Source organism: Acinetobacter sp. ANC 4216 (assembly GCF_004331195.1).
GTDB lineage: Bacteria > Pseudomonadota > Gammaproteobacteria > Pseudomonadales > Moraxellaceae > Acinetobacter > Acinetobacter kookii.
In genome coordinates, this window is the sequence record NZ_SJOC01000009.1 from 88,362 (window position 1) to 107,431 (window position 19,070).

The following is a 19,070-nucleotide window of genomic DNA, read 5'->3' on the forward strand; positions in this document are numbered from 1 at the left end:
ATAGCCTCATCATGAGGCTATTTTTATAGCTACAAAAATTTATTCATCCAAAGGTGTATTGCCGTGATCCATCATATTCCGCATGTCCTGAGTAAAGAACAAGTTCAATATTTCCGTGATGAAATGGCAAAAATTGAATGGGTCAATGGTAAAGTCACTGCCGGCACACTTTCAGCAACGGTCAAGCAAAACCAGCAATTGCCTGAAGATCATCCCCTGACGCATCACTTAAGTACCATCATTTTAGAATCATTGGGTCAGCATCCCTTGTTTTTATCTGCGGCCATTCCCCTCGACATTATTCCTCCCCTGTTTAACCGTTATGAAAACAATGAAGCCTTTGGTTTTCATGTCGACAATTCCATCCGTCGTATCCGTGGCAGCAATGAGAGCTTACGAACGGATTTGTCCTGCACGGTTTTTTTGAGTGAACCGGAAGAATATGAAGGTGGCGACCTGGTGGTAGAAGACACCTATGGCTATCATGAAGTTAAACTGCCGGCAGGCGATATGATCCTCTACCCGTCCACCAGTGTGCATGAAGTCACGCCGGTAACCTCCGGCTGCCGTCTCGCTTCGTTCTTTTGGGTACAAAGCATGATCCGTGATGATGCGGAACGCCACATGCTGTTTAATCTGGATCAGTCCATTCAGAACTTGCGCATGCAGTTGGGTGACAAGCACGAAGAAGTGATCAAGCTGACCAATCTTTATCATAATTTAATGCGCAAATGGGCTGAACTCTAAGTTTAAAATCATGAAAAGCACATGATTCAAGTGCTGCATGAATGCAAGGATGATTTTAATTTCCCTGAAACTGAGCAGCAGAATTAAGCATTTTATTGTCAGTGAGCATAAAAATCACAGCCTAATCACCATTCTTTTTCAGTAGTGCAATGGATTCAGCACATCCACTGCACTTTTTTAAACAGTATTTCAAATAAAAACGGATAATCTCATATAAATTTATTGCAAATAATAATAATTATCATTAATATTTGCACCATTGTTACATTCCATAACAATACGTTCACTTTTAGTTCCAGATTACTGACCACAAAAGTTGCAAAACAGTATTGGAATTCTGTCTTATACGAAACTAGGGATGACTGACCATGGCACACATCAAAAGCCGCAAACACCACAGAAACGCTCAACTGGTTGCATTAGCGGCCTCGTTCCCGCTCATGACTCATGCGGCGGCAAGTAATGGCGTAACCCAGCTCCCGACCATTACCTTGGAATCTAAAGCAGAAAATAAATATAAAGCCGATAGCGTCAGCTCCCCAAAATATACCCAGCCACTGGTCGATACCCCGCAAACCATTTCCGTGATTAAAAAAGAACTATTAAAAGAACAAGGTGCAACGTCTTTGGTTGAAGCCTTAAGAAACACCCCGGGAATTACCCTGCAACTGGGTGAAAATGGCAATACCAGTGCCGGTGATGCCTTTCAAATGCGCGGCTTTTCGACTCAAACCTCTACCTATGTCGATGGTATCCGCGATTTGGGTGCGGTCACTCGCGATGTCTTTAACGTGGAACAGATTGAAGTGGTCAAAGGCCCGTCTGGTGCGGAAGCAGGCCGTGGCGCGGCATCTGGTTATATCAACCTGGCCAGCAAACTGCCCCACACTGAAAATAGCCGTGAAGTTTCTGCTACTTACAATACTGCAGAACATGCCCGCCTGACTGCCGACATTAATCAGGTGATCAACGATAGCGTGGCGGTTCGCTTAAATGCCATGGGACAGGACGGCGGCGTTGAAGGTCGCGATTTTATTGAAAATAACGGCTGGGCCATTGCACCCTCGATTGCCTTTGGCCTGGATAGCGATACCCGCCTGTATCTGTATTCACAGCATATCCGTCAACGCAACATTCCGGATGGTGGTATCCCGACCGTTGGCATGAAAGGTTTCTACAATACCGATTCTGCTTTAGCTTCAGCACCTCAAGTCAACCGTGAAAATTATTATGGCCAGGCCAATGACCATGAAGATGTCGATGCAGACATGTACACGGCAAAAATTGAAAGTGATCTGGCTGAAAACGTCAAGCTGACCAACATCACCCGTTTAGGCAAAACCCAGATGCAGCGCGTACTAACCGGGATCAATACCGGTTCAGCGGGCTTAAGAACCAATGGTTCAGCTGATCCGAAAGACTGGGAAGTTAACCGTTCACGTCAGGGTGTCGATCAGGAAAACAAGATTCTGGCCAACCAAACGACCCTGAACCTGAATTTAAAAACCGGTGCGATTGAGCATGATGTGGTTGCAGGTCTGGAATTCTTAAAAGAACAGCAACACAACAAAACCATGGCTACACAAATGCCGGGGCAAGCGACTGTAGCAACCTCTTGGGCCAATCTGTATGATCCAGATCGCAATGAAGCCATGCCGGCACTGATGTATAACGGGGGCTATACTCATGGTGAGACCGATACAGCTGCCGCCTATTTATTCGACACGCTTAAATTTGGCGAGCGCTTCCAGCTGAATGGCGGAGTTCGGGTCGACTATTATGACACTGAATATGATGCTTTGACCTTGCCATCGGGTAGCAGCAGCTTGGTTCCAACCAGTTTGGGTGCCCATGACACCTTGGTCAGCTGGAAACTGGGCGGTTTGTTTAAACCTACCGCTAAAAGTAGCGTATATGCTTCTTATGCCAAATCTCTGACGCCTCCTGGAAGTGCCAACTTTAGCCTTTCTGCAGACGGAATTAACAGTGCGGCTGCAAAACCACAGGAAACCCACCACTATGAAGTGGGAACCAAGTGGGATCTGCTGAATGATCAACTGGCACTTAATGCTGCTGCCTATTACACTGAAAATGAAAACCAGTTTACTCAAGATGCCATTACTCAAGAATCCATTCAGCAAGGTAAAACGAGCGTAAAAGGGGTTGAACTGAGTGCTGTAGGTAAAATTACCGAAGCATGGAATGTGTCTGCCGGCGTTGCGCATATGAAAACTGAACAAGAAGACCAGCTGAGCGTAAATGCAACCACAGGTGCAATTACCCGAACCAACAATGTTCGCTGGTCACCTGAATGGACAGCAAGCTTATGGTCGACTTATGACATTGCAGGATTCAAACTCGGTTTAGGTGCACGTTATGTCGATGAGCAAAAGCGTGTGATTACAGACAGCACTGCCGCGGCAAATATGCCAAGCATTCCAGGCTATGTGGTGTTTGATGCCATGGCAGGCTATAGCTTCAATAACAATGCTTCGGTCAACTTGAATGTCTATAACCTGGCAGACAAGGAATACATCAGCACCTTGAACAATGGTGGTGGCCGTGTGATTTTAGGACAACCGCGTTCAGCAGCTTTAACCTTTAACTATAAGTTTTAAGCCATTCGCCAAGTCTGAGCAGATTGAGTATAAATGTAGTGTATTAGAGCCAAGGTCTGTTGACACTTGTTCTATAAGTATCAACAGACCCTATGCACTACATTATTCTTTTGGATTCACGTTATTTAAGGGATGCAGATCAAGCTGATGATGTTACATATTCCTGAAATTCTGAGCAAACAGCAGGTTGCCGAGCTACGCCAACAATTAGATAGCAGTCAGGCCTGGGTTCAGGGTCAGCACAGTGCCGGCTTTCAGGCACAGAAAATAAAAAATAATTTGCAGATTGATCCCAACAGCATTGCTTATCAATCCTTTTCGGCCAAAATTCTCCAGGCCTTGCAACACAACATCCTGCTCAAATCGGCAGCATTGCCCAAGCATATTCTTCCGCCTTTATTTAACTGTTATCAGGATCAGGGGCATTATGGCAATCATGTCGACAATGCCGTGCAATATTCCAGCAGCATCGGACAAGCTATTCGGACTGACGTTTCCATTACCGTGTTTTTATCTGAACCGGATGAATATGCAGGCGGTGAACTGATTGTTGAAGACAATTATGGCAGCCATGAAGTGAAACTGGATGCCGGAGATGCCATACTCTACCCGGCTACCAGCTTACATCGGGTGGAAGCAGTGACCCAAGGCAAGCGGATTGCGGCATGTACCTGGATACAAAGCATGGTCAAAGATGACTGGCAGCGCAGCATGCTGTTTAACCTCGACATGAACATTATTAAATTACGCCAGCAGATTGGCGATAACGAAGAAATTCTGGGTTTGACCAGTCACTACCATAATTTATTACGCCAATGGGGCGATCTATGAAAACCGTTGCACCCGTCGCTCCCCTCTCGCAGATTCCGGCCTATTTACAGACCGTCGCCGATTATGAAATTGAAGCACAAAAGCATCTTTCCGACATGGTGTGGCAATACTTGCAAGGCGGCTCCATGGATGAAGTCAGCGTTCGGGATAATCTGGATCAGTTTCAACAGATTCACTTATTGCCCCAAATGCTCAAAGACCTGACTCAAGGCCATACCCGCTGTAAAATTTTAGGACAGGAATATCCGCATCCGATTTTTCTGGCCCCGATTGGGCACCAGCAACAGTTCCATCCTGAAGCTGAAGCAGCAACTGCATTGGCAGCAGAAGTGCTTGGCAGCAATATAGTGCTCAGTACCTTCAGCAATACCGACATGCGCCAGCTGAAACAGGACAATCCATACAAATGGTTTCAGCTGTACTGGCAAGGCGACCGGGAAAAATCGCTGGCTTTGGTGAAGCTGGCCGAACAGCAAAACTTTAAAGCCCTGGTGATTACCGTGGATTCGCCGCACACCGGCATCCGTGACCGCGAACGCCGGGTATTTTTTCATTTGCCTAAAGACATGCAGCATCCGCATACACCGGCCCATATTCCCTTGCCTGAACTGCATGAGGGAGACCATCCCGTGTTTAATGGCTTAATGAAGATTGCACCCACCTGGGAGGATATTGCCTGGATGGTTCAGCACACTTCATTACCGATCATTTTAAAAGGCATCGTCAATCCGCAGGATGCCCGGCTGGCCATACAGTACGGTGTACAAGGCCTGATTGTGTCGAATCACGGCGGTCGTGTTTTAGATACCTGCATTCCTCCACTCACCGCCTTGCAACTGATTAAAAAAGCGGTACCTGCCGATTTTCCACTGCTCTATGATGGCGGGATTCGCCGTGGTTCAGATGTGTTTAAAGCGATTGCGCTGGGCGCTTCGGCGGTTTTCATCGGGCGGCCTTATATTTATGGGCTGGCAACTGCAGGTGCATTGGGCGTGGCGCACGTGATTAAAATACTGAAGGAAGAATTTGAGATTACCATGGCATTAATGGGAACAGCCACGCTAAACGACATTAACAGTGATTTTATTTTCCAGAAAAGATAAAATTATTGAAAAATATTTTCTTAACTTTGATTCTGCATGCAAAAATAGAAAAATATTTCCGGAATAAATGGATTAATATTAAGTTATAGATTTACACAGTCTGTGGCAAAACTAACCTATAAGAAAGCATTGGTTTTATTACAACTTTCGACTAATGTTTTCCAGTGTCAGACTTGTAAATTGCTAAAATAGACACAATCTATATCAGTAGCAGGTTGCCGTTATCCACGACTTTAAGCAACCGGTGCTACACAAGGAGTTACCTCATGATGTTGGCTGATCCAAGTAAAAAATATCGTCGCATGTACCAACGTGTCGACTTGCCAGACCGTCAATGGCCAAATAACGAAATTACCAAAGCGCCAATGTGGATGAGCACCGACCTTCGTGACGGTAACCAGGCCATTTTTGAACCGATGGATATGGATCAAAAGTTCAAGATGTTCCAGATGCTGGTCAAAATCGGTTTCAAACACATTGAAATCGGCTTCCCTTCTGCATCGCAAATTGACTTTGACTTCACTCGTAAATTGATTGAAGAAAATCATATTCCGGATGACGTTTATATTGAAGTGTTGGTGCAGGCACGTGATCATTTGATTCAACGCACTTTCGAATCCTTGGTCGGTGCAAAACGTGCCATCGTGCATATTTACAACTCAAATTCTCCAACTTTCCGTCAAAAAGTCTTGAATGTGGATGTGGAAGGTGCTCGTCAGTTGGCAATCAATGCTGCGCAAAAAGTGAAAGAATACGCTGCGCAATATCCTGAAACTGAATGGGTATTCCAGTACAGCCCGGAATGTTTTTCTGCGACTGAATTGGAAGTGGCAAAAGCAGCCTGTGATGCCGTGACTGAAATCTGGGAAGCTTCACCGACAAATAAAGTGATTTTAAACTTGCCTGCCACCGTAGAGGTATCTACACCGAACGTGTATGCCGATCAGGTGGAATGGATGCACCGCAATATTGAACGTCGTGATGGCGTGATTATTTCCGTGCACTGTCACAATGACCGTGGCTGTGGTATTGCAGCTTCAGAATTGGCGATTATGGCCGGCGCTGACCGTGTTGAAGGCTGTGTATTTGGCAATGGTGAACGTACCGGTAACGTCGACGTTGCTGCGATTGCCTTGAACATGTACACCCAGGGTGTTGCACCAAACTTGGATTTCTCCAACATCAACGAAATTATTGCCACTGTTGAAGAATGTACCGGTTTGCCAGTGCACCCTCGTCATCCATATGCAGGCGACTTGGTGTTCACCGCATTCTCTGGTTCGCATCAGGATGCGATCAAGAAAGGGTTTGAATTCCAGAAAAACGAAGAAATCTGGGATATGCCTTACTTGCCAATCGATCCGAAAGACTTGGGCCGTGACTATGACGCGGTGATCCGTGTCAATTCACAGTCTGGTAAAGGCGGTATTTCTTACTTGTTAGAATCCAATTACAACGTGGTATTGCCACGCCGCTTACAGATTGAATTCTCGCAAGTGGTTCAACAGGTAACGGATGAACAGGCCAAAGAAGTTTCTGCACAAGACATCTGGACCTTGTTCAAAGACACTTATGTAGCAGCGAAAGATGCTCATTACTCTGCCAAAAACTACAAATTGTCAGATGAAAATGGCAATCAGGTCATTGAGTTGGATATTGAAGTAAACGGCGAAGTTCAGCACTTGCGTGGCGAAGGCAACGGTCCGATCTCAGCCATCTTGAATGCATTACAGTTGCCAATTGACGTGTTGAACTATGAAGAACGCAGTATCGGTTCTGGTGCAAGTGCCAAAGCATTGGCCTTGGTTGAGCTTCAGGTCAAAGGTACCGGTAAATCTGCATTCGGTGCCGGTGTTCACGACAACATCGTTACTTCATCTATAGAAGCGATTATTGCCTGCACCAACCGCTTGATTGACCAGGGTGTATTGAGTACCGATCAGGTCATTGCTGCTGCCGTATAAGCTTTATCAAATAAAAAACTTTAGAAAGGATACCCTCAAGTGGTATCCTTTTGTTATTCATTCTAAAGATTTAAGGCGAAAATTTCCTGTGTCTTTTCCAGCTGACTCAGTGGGCTTAGTTACCCCGCAAAAGTTTATTTTTGAAGAGCCGTTAGAGCTCGAATGTGACCGAATTCTTCCACGTTTTGAGCTCATGGTCGAAACTTATGGCGAACTCAATGCCGACAAATCCAATGCCATCCTGATTTGTCATGCCTTGTCTGGCCATCACCATGCGGCAGGTTATCATCATGAAGATGACAAAAAACCGGGTTGGTGGGACGCATGTATTGGACCAGGCAAAGCCATTGATACCTCTAAATTCTTTGTCGTCGCCCTGAATAATATTGGCGGTTGCAGCGGTTCAACCGGCCCGATCTCGCCGAACCCGGAAAATGACAACCGTCCTTATGGCCCTGATTTTCCTCTCGTCACCGTGCGTGACTGGGTCAAAACCCAGGCCCTGCTCTCTGACCGTTTGGGCATTGATGTCTGGTATGCCATTATTGGCGGTTCTCTGGGCGGCATGCAGGCTTTGCAATGGTCGGTGGATTATCCGGACCGTTTAAAAAAATGCGTGATCATTGCCAGCGCGCCAAAACTGTCGGCCCAGAATATTGCCTTTAACGAAGTGGCGCGTCAGTCCATTTTGTCCGATCCGGACTTCCATAATGGCCGTTATCTGGAAAATGACAGCTATCCGAAACGCGGGCTGATTCTGGCACGTATGGTCGGTCATATTACCTATCTGTCTGAAGAAGCCATGAAACAGAAATTTGGCCGTGACTTGAAGTCGGGCAAATTTATGTACGGTTTTGACGTTGAATTCCAGGTCGAAAGTTATTTGCGTTATCAGGGCGAGCAGTTCAGCCGTAACTTTGATGCCAATACTTACCTGATTATGACCAAGGCGCTGGACTACTTTGACCCGTCCCGCGAGTACGAGCAGTCCTTGAAAAAAGCCATGGCCAATACCAAGTGCAAATTCCTTGTGGTTTCATTTACCACTGACTGGCGTTTTACTCCGCAGCGTTCACAAGAAATTGTCGATGCCCTGATCAGCAACCATAAACCTGTCAGCTATCTCGATATTGATGCAGAACAGGGTCATGATTCGTTCCTGTTCCCGATTCCGCTTTACGTTAAATCATTACGTGCATTTTTAGGTGGTGCAGAACACCTTGAAGCCACACCTAAGGAGACTGTGTAATGCGTATTGATCATCAACTGGCAGAAAAATGGATTAAACCCGATTCCAGCGTGCTGGATTTAGGCTGTGGCGATGGCGAACTGCTGGCACATATGAGCAAAAAGCACAATATTCGTGCATATGGCTTAGAAATTGATCAGGAAAAGATTGCAATTGCGGTAAGTCGGGGGTTAAATATTATCCAACAAGACTTGAACCTCGGTTTAAGCCGCTTTGCAGACCAGTCCTTTGACTATGTGGTGATGGCACAGGCCTTGCAAGCTGTAGATGCACCAGACGTATTATTGCGTGATATGGTGCGTGTAGGGAAACAGGCCATTATCACCTTTCCTAACTTTGCGTACTGGAAGACCCGTTCTTTCTTGGCATTAAAAGGAAGGATGCCGGTTTCGGAAGCTTTACCGTATATGTGGTATAACACGCCAAATATTCATTTATGTACTTTCCGTGATTTTGAAGCACTTTGTGCCGAAAACGATATCCGGATTATTAATCGACTCGCCGTGAATGGGGATCAGCAAGATAGTTTACTCAGTAAACATATCCCGAATCTGTTTGGTGAAGTCGCTATTTATCGAGTGAGCGCGCTATGAAAAAAATATTATTAAGCACACTATTTGTTGGACTGTTTAGCATTCAAGCCCATGCAGAATATGTTGCCCCTACAGCTTCGGTTTCAAGCCAGGCTGCGCAATATTCAGTCATGGATATCAATAGCCTGACCAAAGCTGCCAAAGCCGGTCAACCCGCTGCACAATTTTATCTGGCCACCAAATATCAGCAAGGCAGAGAAGTTCAAAAGGATGAGCAGCAAGCTTTTTCCTGGTACAAAGCCGCTGCCGATCAGGGTCTGAGTGCTGCACAACTGAATGTCGGCCGTATGCTGGCTGATGGTATTGGCACCAAAAAAGACGAAGCTTTGGCACGTAAATATTTTGAAAAAGCAGCCAGTCATGGTGACAACCGCGCCAGCTTTAATCTGGCCATGATGGAAGAACAAAAGAAAAATTACGTGGGTGCATACCAGTGGTATGAACTTTCAACCCGTGACGGCATGCTCGACAATAAAGTGATTTCACTGTCTGAAGGCAAGAAAACCGCTTTGGCTGCCAACCTGAGCCAGGAACAGATTCGTCAGGCACGTGACCGTGCAGACCAATGGATTCAGGCTCAATAATTCTGCCTAATTCTATAAAGCACCTTCGGGTGCTTTTTTATTGACTGATTCTTCGTCCCTATTTCAGGTAAAATTGAACTTATTTTAAAGATTAGAGTTTTTATCGAATGTCAGCACAAGATTGGTTATCTCAAGGCACACTTGTTCTTGCCAGCAACAACAAAGGGAAAATTGCCGAATTTGAAAAAATGTTTGCCGAGTTAAATCTGCCTGTAGAAGTGATTCCTCAAGGCAAACTGAATATTGAAGATGCGATTGAAGATGGTTTGAGCTTTGTGGAAAATGCCATTATTAAAGCGCGTCATGCCTCTAAAATTTCAGGTAAACCGGCCATAGCCGATGACTCTGGTATTTGCGTTCCGGTACTGGGCGGTGCGCCGGGTATTTATTCTGCACGCTTTGCCGGTGAACATGGCAATGATGCAGCCAACAATGAAAAGCTCTTAAGCCGACTAAAACCGCTTCGTAAAGAAGGTGAAAGTATTGAGGGCATGTTTGTTTGCGTACTTGCGCTGGTTCAGCATGCTGAAGATCCGCTGCCTCAAATTTTCCAGGGCATCTGGACAGGTGAAGTACTGGCAGCTCCTCGCGGCGAAAATGGTTTTGGTTATGACCCGCTATTCTGGTTGCCTGAACTGGGTATTTCCAGTGCCGAGATGAGCAAGGAAGATAAAAATAAAATCAGCCATCGCGGTCAGGCGATGCAGCTGTTTAAGGCAAGCCTGGAGAAGTAATTTCATTATTTATTCTCCCTCCTAAATGGAGAGATGAGAAGCTCAGCTTGGCAAGGGAGGTTAATCTTTCAAAACCCTCTCTCTAACTCTCTCCCAAAGGGAGAGAGAACTCTTCATTTATAGTGCCGGCACTAATACATGCAACATTACCCCATAAATCCCGATCAATATTGCACTGGCCACAGTACCCGACGCAATATATTTTGCTGAATAGCCCGTCCCCTGATAATGCGTTTCCAGTGCCACAATATTCGCTGCTGGCGGCAATAGAAAGAACATCAACATTACGGCATAGGTCAGCATTTGATGCGGAATAGGCAGAAACCGATAAGCGGCTGCACACAATAAAACCGCCAATAGCATCCGGCTACTGATGAGCAGCAAACTACCTTTCAAATCACGCCAGCCAATCCTGACCTTGCTTAGCCACATACCCAAAACACACATACCGGCAAAGGTCACCAAAACTTTATTGGCCTGGTAAATCAGCTGTATTAGGGGATGAGATTCGTAGCTGCTGAAGTCCCAGAATGACAGAACAGCAGCCGTAGTCAAGGCAATGACCGGGGGTGACAGCATGACATTTTTAATAATAAATCCCGTATCCTGCCGGGTTTCACTCACCGCCATCACTGCACAGATATTGCCAAACAAAGAACCGCCGATATATAAGGCGACAATGGTGCTGCTGGCTTCCGGGCCAAAGACAGCTAAAGCAAAAGGAAGGCCTAACCATGCACCATTCAAGTAACTGAAACACAGGGCTCTTAATTTGTCTTTTTGAAAATAATAAAAACCACTGAAGAAAACAATCGAACTGAACAGGCTGAAACCAATCAGCCACAGACTGCCTTCTTTATAAAACACCATATTGTAAATGATCAGCAGCGGTATAAAGAGACGGGCCAGCAAAGCTGCCAATAATGGCCGTATCGGCTTTAAAACATGCACTCCCCAATATCCGGCAAGAAAAGAAACAAGAGGAAGAATCAGTGCCATGTGGGTGCAAACTTGGTGTTTTATTTAAGAAACCCATCCTAGCACAGCTGATATTCAAACATGATCTTGCAGGGCTCATTTTTCATATTTATCTTGCCATGAATCTTTGTCTTAAAACCGAAACAGAAACGTCACGGCAATGTCATACAGACCTGTTGAGATAGTTCTCAATAAAAATGAGGATATTTTCATGGCAGGATTATCAATTTGGCACGTTGTCATTTTTGCAATTGTAGTGATTTTATTGTTTGGCACATCCAAACTGAAAAATCTGGGTAAAGATGTCGGCGGTGCAGTCAAGGATTTTAAAAAGTCGATTAAAGAAGATGAAATCACGACTTCTGCATTAAATGAACCGCGCACCATTGAACATCAAGGCAATCCTGCAGATGTCAATTCCACAGCAAAAACACATTCAGGCTAAAACGTTATGCTCAATATCGGTATGACTGAACTGCTGGCTTTTGGCATCATTAGTTTGTTGGTGCTCGGACCGGATAAGCTGCCGGAAGCTGCACGTTTTTCTGGAAAATGGTTTGCTAAAATCAAACGTATGATCAGTAACGTACAAAATGATATTGATCGAGAGCTGCGTTTGTCTGAACTACGGGAACAGATGCAACAGGAAATGCAGCGTATTCAAGAGCTGGAACAAAAGATGCAAGCTCAAATGCATGAACTACAACAACAATCACAACCTGCAGCAGAAGAACAAGCACAAAATGCAGTGCCACATAATAAAAATGCTTCCGCTTTTTATATTTTTATTCAATCACAACAGCCCTGTAGTATTTATCTAAAAACACCGGATTGTGCCAAACAGACAATGGTCCAAGCAGCACCCTTAAACAACATGCCTGCAAGTGCACAGTTCAATCCGTTAAAGGTGGCCGTATGAGTACTCCCCTAGAGCACCAGTTACCCACTCCCCTGGCAACGCAACAGCAATCAGCGCTTGAAGAAATGCCGATTACCCAGCATTTAATGGTACTGCGTAAACATCTGTTTAAAATGATTGCCTTGCTGATTGGCTTATTTTTTTGTTTATTGCCTTTGGCCAATAAAACCTACCAGGTTTTGTCGGAACCGTTACGCGCACAGTTGCCTAGCACCTCGACCATGATTGCCACCGATGTCACGGCAACGTTTATGGCTCCCTTTAAGCTGAACTTTTTTGTGGCCTTGTTACTGGCCATGCCTTATATCCTGTATCAACTGTGGGCCTTTGTAAAACCTGCCTTATATGAAAAAGAAAAGAATCTGGCTTTACCCTTACTGATTGGCAGTATCTGTCTATTTTATATCGGAATCAGCTTTGCCTATTTTGTTGCTCTGCCTTCTATTTTGCATTTTTTTATCAGTGTTTCACCCGAAACCGTTGCCCCGATGACAGATATTAATAGCTATCTGGCCTTTTGTTTAAAGCTGTTCCTGGTATTCGGATTTACTTTTGAAATTCCGGTGATTACCTTGCTTTTAATCTTAATCGGGCTGGTCAGTACCGAACAATTGGTGGAAAAACGCCGCTTTATTGTAGTGGGTTGCTTCTTTGTGGCAATGTTTGTTACTCCGCCGGATGCCCTGTCGATGATTATGCTGGCCGTTCCAATGTGGCTGTTGTTTGAAATGGGCTTGTTCTTTGGCAAAATGATTGAAAAACGGCGGGTGGCTTAAATGCTGGCAGCAAATTTTTAGGCAGACTTCGGTCTGCTTTTTTCATGAAAACGACTTATTTTCTTCACCAGACTGTCATTCAAACGTCAGGACGCTGTCATATTTTTCACCTAAGTTTAAAACAACTTTACAACAACCATACATTTGGAAAATTATCATGACAGACTTTACGCCATATCATGAAGATCAAGAATTAGACAATAACACTTCTGAAAACATCCATTTCCGTGACATTTTAGAGCTGGCGATTACACGTCGCAGCCTTATCAGCAAAACTGCGAGCGGTGCAGTTGCCTTGACTTTGGCTTCAACTTTGACCGCTTGTGGCAGCGATAATGATACTGTTAGTGTAAGTAACCCAGGCACAACAACTCCTCCTGTTGATCCAACCAAATTACCGCAGAAATTGAGCTTTACTCCAGTCGCGAAAAACCTGAATGATATCGTGACGGTACCAGAAGGTTATGAAGCGAAAGTATTGTATGCAATGGGTGATTCCATCAATCAATCCTATGCTGCATGGGATGACAGCCAAGTTCCTTCAGGTCCAAGCTTCCAGTTCCGTTCTGGTGACTGTCATGATGGTATGAGCTATTTTGGTCTAAATACTACAACAGGCCGTTATGATGACACTAAATCTGATCATGGCTTATTAGTTTTAAACCATGAGTACATTAACCAGACTTTCTTACACCCGACAGGTCCGACCAATAAGGGAACGGGTCCTCGTCCTGAAGATGAAGTCATCCGTGAAGTCAATGCGCATGGCGTATCGATTATTCATCTGAAAAAAGACAGCAAAACCCAAGCCGTTGAAATTTTGAAAAATTCAATTTTCAACCGTCGCATCACCGCTTCTACCCCTATGACTTTTACTGGCGTTGCTGCAGGTTCAACTTTACTTTCAACCCGCTTCTCTCCATCTGGTTTAAAAACCCGTGGTACTCAAAATAACTGCGGTAATGGCTATACACCTTGGGGCACCTACCTGACCGCTGAAGAAAACTTCATCGGTTATTTTGTGCGTAATACAACAGATGATGCTTTGCGCAGCGCCAATGAAATTGTGGCATTAAACCGTTACGGTTTAAAACAAGGTGCTAAATCGCGTTATCAGTGGGAAACTGCAACAGGCAGCCTGGAACAGCAGGACATGTATGATCGCTGGAATGCATCAGTAATTGTTGGTAAATCTGCGAGTGAAGATTATCGTAATATCCCGAATACTTTTGGCTGGATTGTAGAAATTGATCCATTCGATAGCCGTCAGGACCCTGTAAAACGTACCTCGCTAGGCCGTTTTGCACACGAAGACTGCCGTACCAGCCGCGCCATTGAAGGTCAGAACCTGGCATTTTATATGGGTGATGACTCACGTGGTGAATACATCTATAAATTCGTTTCTGATGCGAAATGGGATGCAAAAGATGTCAACGGTGGCTATGCAGCCGGCGATAAATACATGAATAGCGGTAAACTGTATGTTGCCAAATTCAATAGCGATGGTACAGGTCAGTGGATTGAGCTATCGATGAGCAACCCCGCAATTTCTGCTTACACGACTTATAAATTTGCAGACCAGGCGGATGTCGTAACGCATGCCCGTCTCGCTGCAGATGCTGTCGGCGCAACCAAAATGGACCGTCCTGAATGGGTTGCCGTCAATCCGAACAATGGTGAAGTGTATGTCACTCTCACCAATAACAGTAACCGCGGTACCAACTATGTAACCGATGCCGCCAATCCACGTAACTATACAGATCCTGAAGGCGGCAAAGGTAACGTGAATGGTCACATTATCCGCTTCCGTGAAGATGCCGACAATACAACAGCCACTACATTCAAATGGGATATTTACCTGTTTGGTGCTGAAGCAAAAATGCTTGAAAATGTTAACCTGTCTGGCCTGACTGACAATAATGACTTTTCTAGCCCGGATGGTATGTGGTTTGACCCGCGCGGCGTACTCTGGATTCAAACCGACGACGGTGCCTACACGGACGTGACGAACTGCATGATGCTGGCTGCATTGCCGGGTACGATGGGTGATGGTGGCAAAGCAACAGCACTTTCAGGTGCGGGTACGCAAGATACCTTTATGGGTGCCAAAGTGACTGATGAAAATTTACGTCGCTTCCTGACTGGTCCGAAAGAGTGTGAAATCACTGGCGTAACCATGACACCGGATTACAAAGCTATCTTCATTAACGTTCAGCATCCAGGTGAAGATTCAACTGCTTATAATAATGCAACCAGCCACTGGCCTGCGACACAAACAGATCCAAGCAATACCACTGCACGTCCGCGTTCAGCAACGGTCGTGATTACCCGTAAAGATGGCGGAGTGATTGCTGGATAAGTTGCCAACATTCTTAAAATGCCGACCTCGTGTCGGCATTTTTTTATTTACTCAAAGGTAAATCTATCTGGATAATATTGCCCTGGGTTGCCCCTTGCTGGGATTTTTCCTGCCACAGCCAGACATCGTTTTTCAGCCTTAAAAAATTGGAACAGCGCGTGCCATACACTGGGCTTTGAATAAAGGTCGAAGAGAGTAATTCTTCCATCTCCAGACTGATGCCGGTTTGTGGCAGCAGTTCAGGAATAATTTTCCGTTCATCTTCCAGAATGTCCCATACCGCAAATTCTAGATCGGTTTTAGGGGTATCCTTATGCTGCAGCATCGGTAAAAATTCCTGGGTAAAGCGTTTACGCAGATGACGGGTCTTTTCCCAATGTTCGGTCATTAAACCATTTGACACCACATACACGCCTTGGGCTAACACCTGCGGTGCTTCGCCACGGTTACTCATATAAACCGCCTGATTTGAATCCCCTAAAAACAAGTTAAAGCCGGCATAATCACACTGGCGTTTTTCCAATGCTTGCGCAAAGCGGATCGGCGTTAAATCGGATTCCAGAAAAGCCTGTATCAGATGACCGCGTGAAGTCGGATACTGTGTTTTATCACTGGCATCCCTGAAATTGGTCAACACTGCCCAGCGACCTGAGGCGGTAATCCCCATCCAGGTCCCCCCGGACTGCAAGTCTTTCCCGGCAATAATCGGACTGTTTTCCCAGCAATGCAATGCTGCACTCGGCCGCTGATAAAACTCATCCCGATTGGAAATCAGACATACTGGTGTATCATCCAGGACCTGCCAAGCTAAAGCTACAATACACATAATTCATGCTCTTTATCTTTACACATTGAATGTACAACATTTTTCCTAGGTTTCAGCTAAAATCTGTGCAAAACAGAATCACAAGGAACAGGAATGCTGACCTATCCAAATATAGACCCGGTTGCGGTATCGCTGGGACCATTACAAGTCCACTGGTATGGACTGATGTATTTACTGGCATTTTTATTTGCCTGGGGACTGGCAACCTATCGGACCAAACAGCGTGATGGCTGGACGCCAGACATGGTCTCTGACCTGATTTTCTATGGTGCCTTAGGGGTCGTGGTGGGTGGCCGTGTAGGCTATGTGTTCTTTTATGGCTTTGAACAGTTCCTGGCCAATCCGCTGTGGCTGTTTCAGGTCTGGACTGGCGGCATGAGCTTCCATGGCGGATTTCTGGGTGTCATGCTTGCCATGCTGTTCTGGTGCAAGAAATACCAGAAAACCTGGTTTCAGACGCTGGACTTTATTGCCCCTTGTGTCCCGACTGGCCTGATGTTCGGTCGTATTGGCAACTTTATCGGCGGTGAGCTTTATGGCCGTCCGGTCTCTGATCCAAACTTTGCACTGGGGATGATCTTCCCTACCGATCCATTGCAGTTGGTCCGCCATCCCTCACAGCTTTATCAGGCGTTGGGCGAAGGTTTAATCCTGTTTATTGTATTGTGGTGGTTCAGCTCCAAGCCGCGTCCACGTATGGCGGTTTCTGCCCTGTTCCTGATCGGTTATGGTATTGCACGTTTTGTGGTGGAATTCTTCCGCGAACCCGACAATGGCCAGCTGTTTATTGGCTGGATGAGTAAAGGCCAGTTCCTGACTGTCCCGATGATTTTGATTGGCCTGTGGATGATGTGGTATGCCTATCAAAAGAAAATCTATGACTGGGGTCCAAATAAAAATAGCTAAATAAAATTCCTTCTCCCTGAACTTAAGTTTAAGCACTACTTTAAATTTAAGAGTAAGAGAAGGTTAGGATGAGGGAGACAAAAAATGTCTCCTTTTTTTATCTCTCTGGTTATGTACTCTTAAGAAAGAGATTTAAAATAATTTACAGGCAGGTTGAATCTGTGCTTCCCTCTTGCTCGTATGCTAAAGTGCCCTTAATTCTTATTCATCCAATAGAAAAACATGCTCGAATTCTGGTTTAATCCTAAAGTTTCCATCCTTCATAAACTGCTGATCTTTGTGGGGATTGCCATCGCCACAGGCGTGCTGTACTGGATGGAACCTCTCAAACCGGATGCCATCCTGATGTTCATGGGTACAGGGATTATTTTCCTGATTTGCCGTTACTGCAAAATTCATTTTGCTGCCAAAAACCCGACCGGCCTGTTCTATCGACTCTTGGTCTGGATTCCGATTGCCCTGCTGCTGGCCCTGATTTTCATGCATATGCAAAGTGGCGAAATTCTCATTCCGGGTGTCCAAGGCATTGGTTTTATGGCTTTGGCCATCTGCCTGTTTTCACCCTTGTCTTTACTGAATAAAAATACCCCATTGGATGAGCAAAAATAATGCTGGAATTCTGGTATTCAGACCAATGTAGCCGCCAGCTGAAACTGATGGTCTGCATTGCAACTTGTGTAATCATTTATCTCTGTTCTACCGTACAGCAGCTTTCGCCCATGTTGACAGGAGTAAGCGTGGGCATTGGTATGGGAATTCATGTGTTAAGAGCGTTAAGCTTAAAAATTGCCGCAGATAATCCGTATAAGAAAGGTTTTGCAATTCTTGTGTTCATCATGCCACTGATGGCCATAATTACCTTGATTTCTGTGTTACCTGCACAACATAACTGATGCTCGCCATTCAGGCAATTGGCTTTGCTGCCATTGGCCTCTTTATATTATCGACCTTTCCTAAGCGCAGGTTTGATTAAATTGAACTAAATTATCTTCTCGTGTATTTCAACACACTTAAATAAGCCGAAATCTATATTAAATGTATTTTAAAGCCGAAAATAAAAAAGACCGCTAAAAAGCGGTCTTTTTCAATCATCAAGAGATGATTAAGCAGCTAATGCGCCTTTAGCTTTTTCAGCTAAAGCAGCAAATGCAACTGCGTCATGCATAGCGATGTCAGCAAGTACGCGACGGTCGATAATCACTTGAGCTTTTTTCAAGCCAGCGATCATACGGCTGTACGACAAACCATTTTGACGAGCACCGGCATTGATACGTGCAATCCACAAAGCGCGGAATTGACGTTTCTTTTGACGACGGTCACGGTAAGCGTATTGACCAGCTTTGATTACTGCCTGGAACGCTACGCGATAAACACGTGAACGCGCGCCATAGTAACCTTTAGCACGAGCAAGAATTTTTTTGTGACGGCGATGAGCCTGTACACCACGTTTTACACGAGCCATTTATAATCTCCTTAGATGTATGGGCACATAGCACGAACTGAAGCAACGTCACTCACGTGAACCATTACACAGCCGCGCAACTGACGGATACGTTTAGAAGACTTTTTGGTCAAAATGTGGCGTTTGAACGCTTGTTTACGCTTGAAACCGTTAGCAGTCGCTTTGAAACGTTTAGCTGCACCACGGCGAGTTTTTAACTTAGCCATAACAACCTCTTTAAACACCTGTTCGGCACGTCTGCACCATTGCAAAAACGACCTGCAGGTAAGGGAGCGAACATTCTAAAGCATCTTTGTTCAAAACAAAAGCAGATATACCGAAAATAGTATGCCAATCATCTGTTTCACTTAGTCTTATTTTCACTATCAAAAGCGGGATGTTTTTATTAATAAATCCACTATTCGGCATTATAATTATCACA

General features: G+C 45.1%; 20 protein-coding genes. 16 read left to right on the forward strand and 4 right to left on the reverse strand.

Translation table 11 applies throughout. The annotated features are described in order from the left end of the window. The first annotated feature begins 63 nt into the window (after positions 1–63). The 9 genes from E0H88_RS08880 to rdgB all read left to right on the forward strand — a co-directional run bounded on the left by E0H88_RS08880 (position 64) and on the right by rdgB (position 10,423). A complete protein-coding gene (locus E0H88_RS08880; protein WP_131273903.1) occupies positions 64–747 on the forward strand; it encodes a Fe2+-dependent dioxygenase in 684 nt (227 codons plus the stop codon). A gap of 368 nt (positions 748–1,115) precedes the next feature. Next, positions 1,116–3,365: a catecholate siderophore receptor Fiu gene (locus tag E0H88_RS08885; protein ID WP_131273904.1), complete on the forward strand. Its 2,250-nt coding sequence runs from the start codon at positions 1,116–1,118 to the stop codon at positions 3,363–3,365. 147 nt (positions 3,366–3,512) lie between these two features. Then, positions 3,513–4,196: a Fe2+-dependent dioxygenase gene (locus E0H88_RS08890; protein WP_131273905.1), complete on the forward strand. Its 684-nt coding sequence runs from the start codon at positions 3,513–3,515 to the stop codon at positions 4,194–4,196. Then, on the forward strand, positions 4,193–5,299 hold the full coding sequence (locus E0H88_RS08895; RefSeq protein ID WP_131273906.1) for an alpha-hydroxy acid oxidase: 1,107 nt from the start codon (positions 4,193–4,195) through the stop codon (positions 5,297–5,299). The genes E0H88_RS08890 and E0H88_RS08895 overlap by 4 nt, the downstream gene beginning before the upstream one ends. 266 nt (positions 5,300–5,565) lie before the next feature. Next, positions 5,566–7,263 (forward strand): 2-isopropylmalate synthase, encoded by a 1,698-nt coding sequence (gene leuA, locus E0H88_RS08900; protein WP_131273907.1) that lies wholly within the window; start codon positions 5,566–5,568, stop codon positions 7,261–7,263. An 88-nt stretch (positions 7,264–7,351) separates the two neighbouring features. Then, positions 7,352–8,512, forward strand: a complete 1,161-nt coding sequence (metX, locus tag E0H88_RS08905; RefSeq protein ID WP_131273908.1) for a homoserine O-succinyltransferase MetX — start codon at positions 7,352–7,354, stop codon at positions 8,510–8,512. Continuing rightward, a complete protein-coding gene (metW, locus tag E0H88_RS08910; protein WP_131273909.1) occupies positions 8,512–9,105 on the forward strand; it encodes a methionine biosynthesis protein MetW in 594 nt (197 codons plus the stop codon). The genes metX and metW overlap by 1 nt, the downstream gene beginning before the upstream one ends. Then, the gene (locus tag E0H88_RS08915; protein ID WP_131273910.1) at positions 9,102–9,689 is read left to right on the forward strand and encodes a tetratricopeptide repeat protein; all 588 of its coding nucleotides are present in this window, start codon (positions 9,102–9,104) and stop codon (positions 9,687–9,689) included. Before metW ends, E0H88_RS08915 begins: the two co-directional genes overlap by 4 nt. 107 nt (positions 9,690–9,796) lie before the next feature. Continuing rightward, entirely contained in the window at positions 9,797–10,423 is a 627-nt protein-coding gene (rdgB, locus tag E0H88_RS08920; RefSeq protein ID WP_131273911.1) for an RdgB/HAM1 family non-canonical purine NTP pyrophosphatase, read from the forward strand. 117 nt (positions 10,424–10,540) lie between these two features. Here the strand turns inward: rdgB and E0H88_RS08925 are convergent, their stop codons facing one another. Continuing rightward, entirely contained in the window at positions 10,541–11,422 is an 882-nt protein-coding gene (locus E0H88_RS08925; protein ID WP_131273912.1) for an AEC family transporter, read from the reverse strand. Positions 11,423–11,612: 190 nt separating this feature from the next. Here E0H88_RS08925 and tatA point away from each other — a divergent pair, with 190 nt between their 5' ends. The 4 genes from tatA to E0H88_RS08945 all read left to right on the forward strand — a co-directional run bounded on the left by tatA (position 11,613) and on the right by E0H88_RS08945 (position 15,455). Then, the gene (gene tatA, locus E0H88_RS08930) at positions 11,613–11,846 is read left to right on the forward strand and encodes a twin-arginine translocase TatA/TatE family subunit (protein ID WP_131273913.1); all 234 of its coding nucleotides are present in this window, start codon (positions 11,613–11,615) and stop codon (positions 11,844–11,846) included. Positions 11,847–11,852: 6 nt separating this feature from the next. Next, positions 11,853–12,320, forward strand: coding sequence for a Sec-independent protein translocase protein TatB (gene tatB, locus E0H88_RS16275; RefSeq protein ID WP_131273914.1), 468 nt, complete (start codon positions 11,853–11,855; stop codon positions 12,318–12,320). Beyond that, positions 12,317–13,096: a twin-arginine translocase subunit TatC gene (gene tatC / locus E0H88_RS08940; RefSeq protein ID WP_131273915.1), complete on the forward strand. Its 780-nt coding sequence runs from the start codon at positions 12,317–12,319 to the stop codon at positions 13,094–13,096. The genes tatB and tatC overlap by 4 nt, the downstream gene beginning before the upstream one ends. 157 nt (positions 13,097–13,253) lie before the next feature. Continuing rightward, a complete protein-coding gene (locus E0H88_RS08945; RefSeq protein ID WP_131273916.1) occupies positions 13,254–15,455 on the forward strand; it encodes a PhoX family protein in 2,202 nt (733 codons plus the stop codon). A gap of 43 nt (positions 15,456–15,498) precedes the next feature. On the opposite strand, the gene E0H88_RS08950 is transcribed toward E0H88_RS08945, so the two are convergent. After that, complete coding sequence (locus E0H88_RS08950; protein ID WP_131273917.1) at positions 15,499–16,281, reverse strand: NRDE family protein; 783 nt, start codon at positions 16,279–16,281, stop codon at positions 15,499–15,501. 93 nt (positions 16,282–16,374) lie between these two features. Between E0H88_RS08950 and lgt the strand changes: the two genes are divergently transcribed. From lgt to E0H88_RS08965, 3 genes are all read left to right on the forward strand, one after another. Then, positions 16,375–17,187, forward strand: coding sequence for a prolipoprotein diacylglyceryl transferase (lgt, locus tag E0H88_RS08955; RefSeq protein ID WP_092818991.1), 813 nt, complete (start codon positions 16,375–16,377; stop codon positions 17,185–17,187). 222 nt (positions 17,188–17,409) lie between these two features. Next, positions 17,410–17,796: a hypothetical protein gene (locus tag E0H88_RS08960; RefSeq protein WP_131273918.1), complete on the forward strand. Its 387-nt coding sequence runs from the start codon at positions 17,410–17,412 to the stop codon at positions 17,794–17,796. Further along, positions 17,796–18,080, forward strand: coding sequence for a hypothetical protein (locus E0H88_RS08965; RefSeq protein WP_502699724.1), 285 nt, complete (start codon positions 17,796–17,798; stop codon positions 18,078–18,080). Before E0H88_RS08960 ends, E0H88_RS08965 begins: the two co-directional genes overlap by 1 nt. A gap of 209 nt (positions 18,081–18,289) precedes the next feature. On the opposite strand, the gene rplT is transcribed toward E0H88_RS08965, so the two are convergent. Both rplT and rpmI read right to left on the reverse strand, forming a co-directional pair. Then, positions 18,290–18,649 carry a 50S ribosomal protein L20 gene (rplT, locus tag E0H88_RS08970; RefSeq protein ID WP_005182440.1) on the reverse strand — a complete coding sequence of 120 codons (360 nt, stop codon included), beginning with the start codon at positions 18,647–18,649 and terminating at the stop codon, positions 18,290–18,292. Positions 18,650–18,660: 11 nt separating this feature from the next. Further along, positions 18,661–18,855 carry a 50S ribosomal protein L35 gene (gene rpmI / locus E0H88_RS08975; RefSeq protein ID WP_092818994.1) on the reverse strand — a complete coding sequence of 65 codons (195 nt, stop codon included), beginning with the start codon at positions 18,853–18,855 and terminating at the stop codon, positions 18,661–18,663. Positions 18,856–19,070: the final 215 nt, after the last annotated feature.

Coding starts and splice junctions, on each gene's coding strand:
- rdgB (WP_131273911.1), top strand. CDS start 9,797: ATGTCAGCACAAGATTGGTTATCTCAAGGCACACTTGTTCTTGCCAGC.
- E0H88_RS08925 (WP_131273912.1), bottom strand. CDS start 11,422: ATGGCACTGATTCTTCCTCTTGTTTCTTTTCTTGCCGGATATTGGGGA.
- E0H88_RS08915 (WP_131273910.1), top strand. CDS start 9,102: ATGAAAAAAATATTATTAAGCACACTATTTGTTGGACTGTTTAGCATT.
- E0H88_RS08960 (WP_131273918.1), top strand. CDS start 17,410: ATGCTCGAATTCTGGTTTAATCCTAAAGTTTCCATCCTTCATAAACTG.
- rplT (WP_005182440.1), bottom strand. CDS start 18,649: ATGGCTCGTGTAAAACGTGGTGTACAGGCTCATCGCCGTCACAAAAAA.
- tatB (WP_131273914.1), top strand. CDS start 11,853: ATGCTCAATATCGGTATGACTGAACTGCTGGCTTTTGGCATCATTAGT.
- E0H88_RS08965 (WP_502699724.1), top strand. CDS start 17,796: ATGCTGGAATTCTGGTATTCAGACCAATGTAGCCGCCAGCTGAAACTG.
- rpmI (WP_092818994.1), bottom strand. CDS start 18,855: ATGGCTAAGTTAAAAACTCGCCGTGGTGCAGCTAAACGTTTCAAAGCG.
- E0H88_RS08895 (WP_131273906.1), top strand. CDS start 4,193: ATGAAAACCGTTGCACCCGTCGCTCCCCTCTCGCAGATTCCGGCCTAT.
- E0H88_RS08950 (WP_131273917.1), bottom strand. CDS start 16,281: ATGTGTATTGTAGCTTTAGCTTGGCAGGTCCTGGATGATACACCAGTA.
- tatA (WP_131273913.1), top strand. CDS start 11,613: ATGGCAGGATTATCAATTTGGCACGTTGTCATTTTTGCAATTGTAGTG.
- lgt (WP_092818991.1), top strand. CDS start 16,375: ATGCTGACCTATCCAAATATAGACCCGGTTGCGGTATCGCTGGGACCA.
- E0H88_RS08890 (WP_131273905.1), top strand. CDS start 3,513: ATGATGTTACATATTCCTGAAATTCTGAGCAAACAGCAGGTTGCCGAG.
- E0H88_RS08885 (WP_131273904.1), top strand. CDS start 1,116: ATGGCACACATCAAAAGCCGCAAACACCACAGAAACGCTCAACTGGTT.
- tatC (WP_131273915.1), top strand. CDS start 12,317: ATGAGTACTCCCCTAGAGCACCAGTTACCCACTCCCCTGGCAACGCAA.
- leuA (WP_131273907.1), top strand. CDS start 5,566: ATGATGTTGGCTGATCCAAGTAAAAAATATCGTCGCATGTACCAACGT.
- E0H88_RS08945 (WP_131273916.1), top strand. CDS start 13,254: ATGACAGACTTTACGCCATATCATGAAGATCAAGAATTAGACAATAAC.
- metW (WP_131273909.1), top strand. CDS start 8,512: ATGCGTATTGATCATCAACTGGCAGAAAAATGGATTAAACCCGATTCC.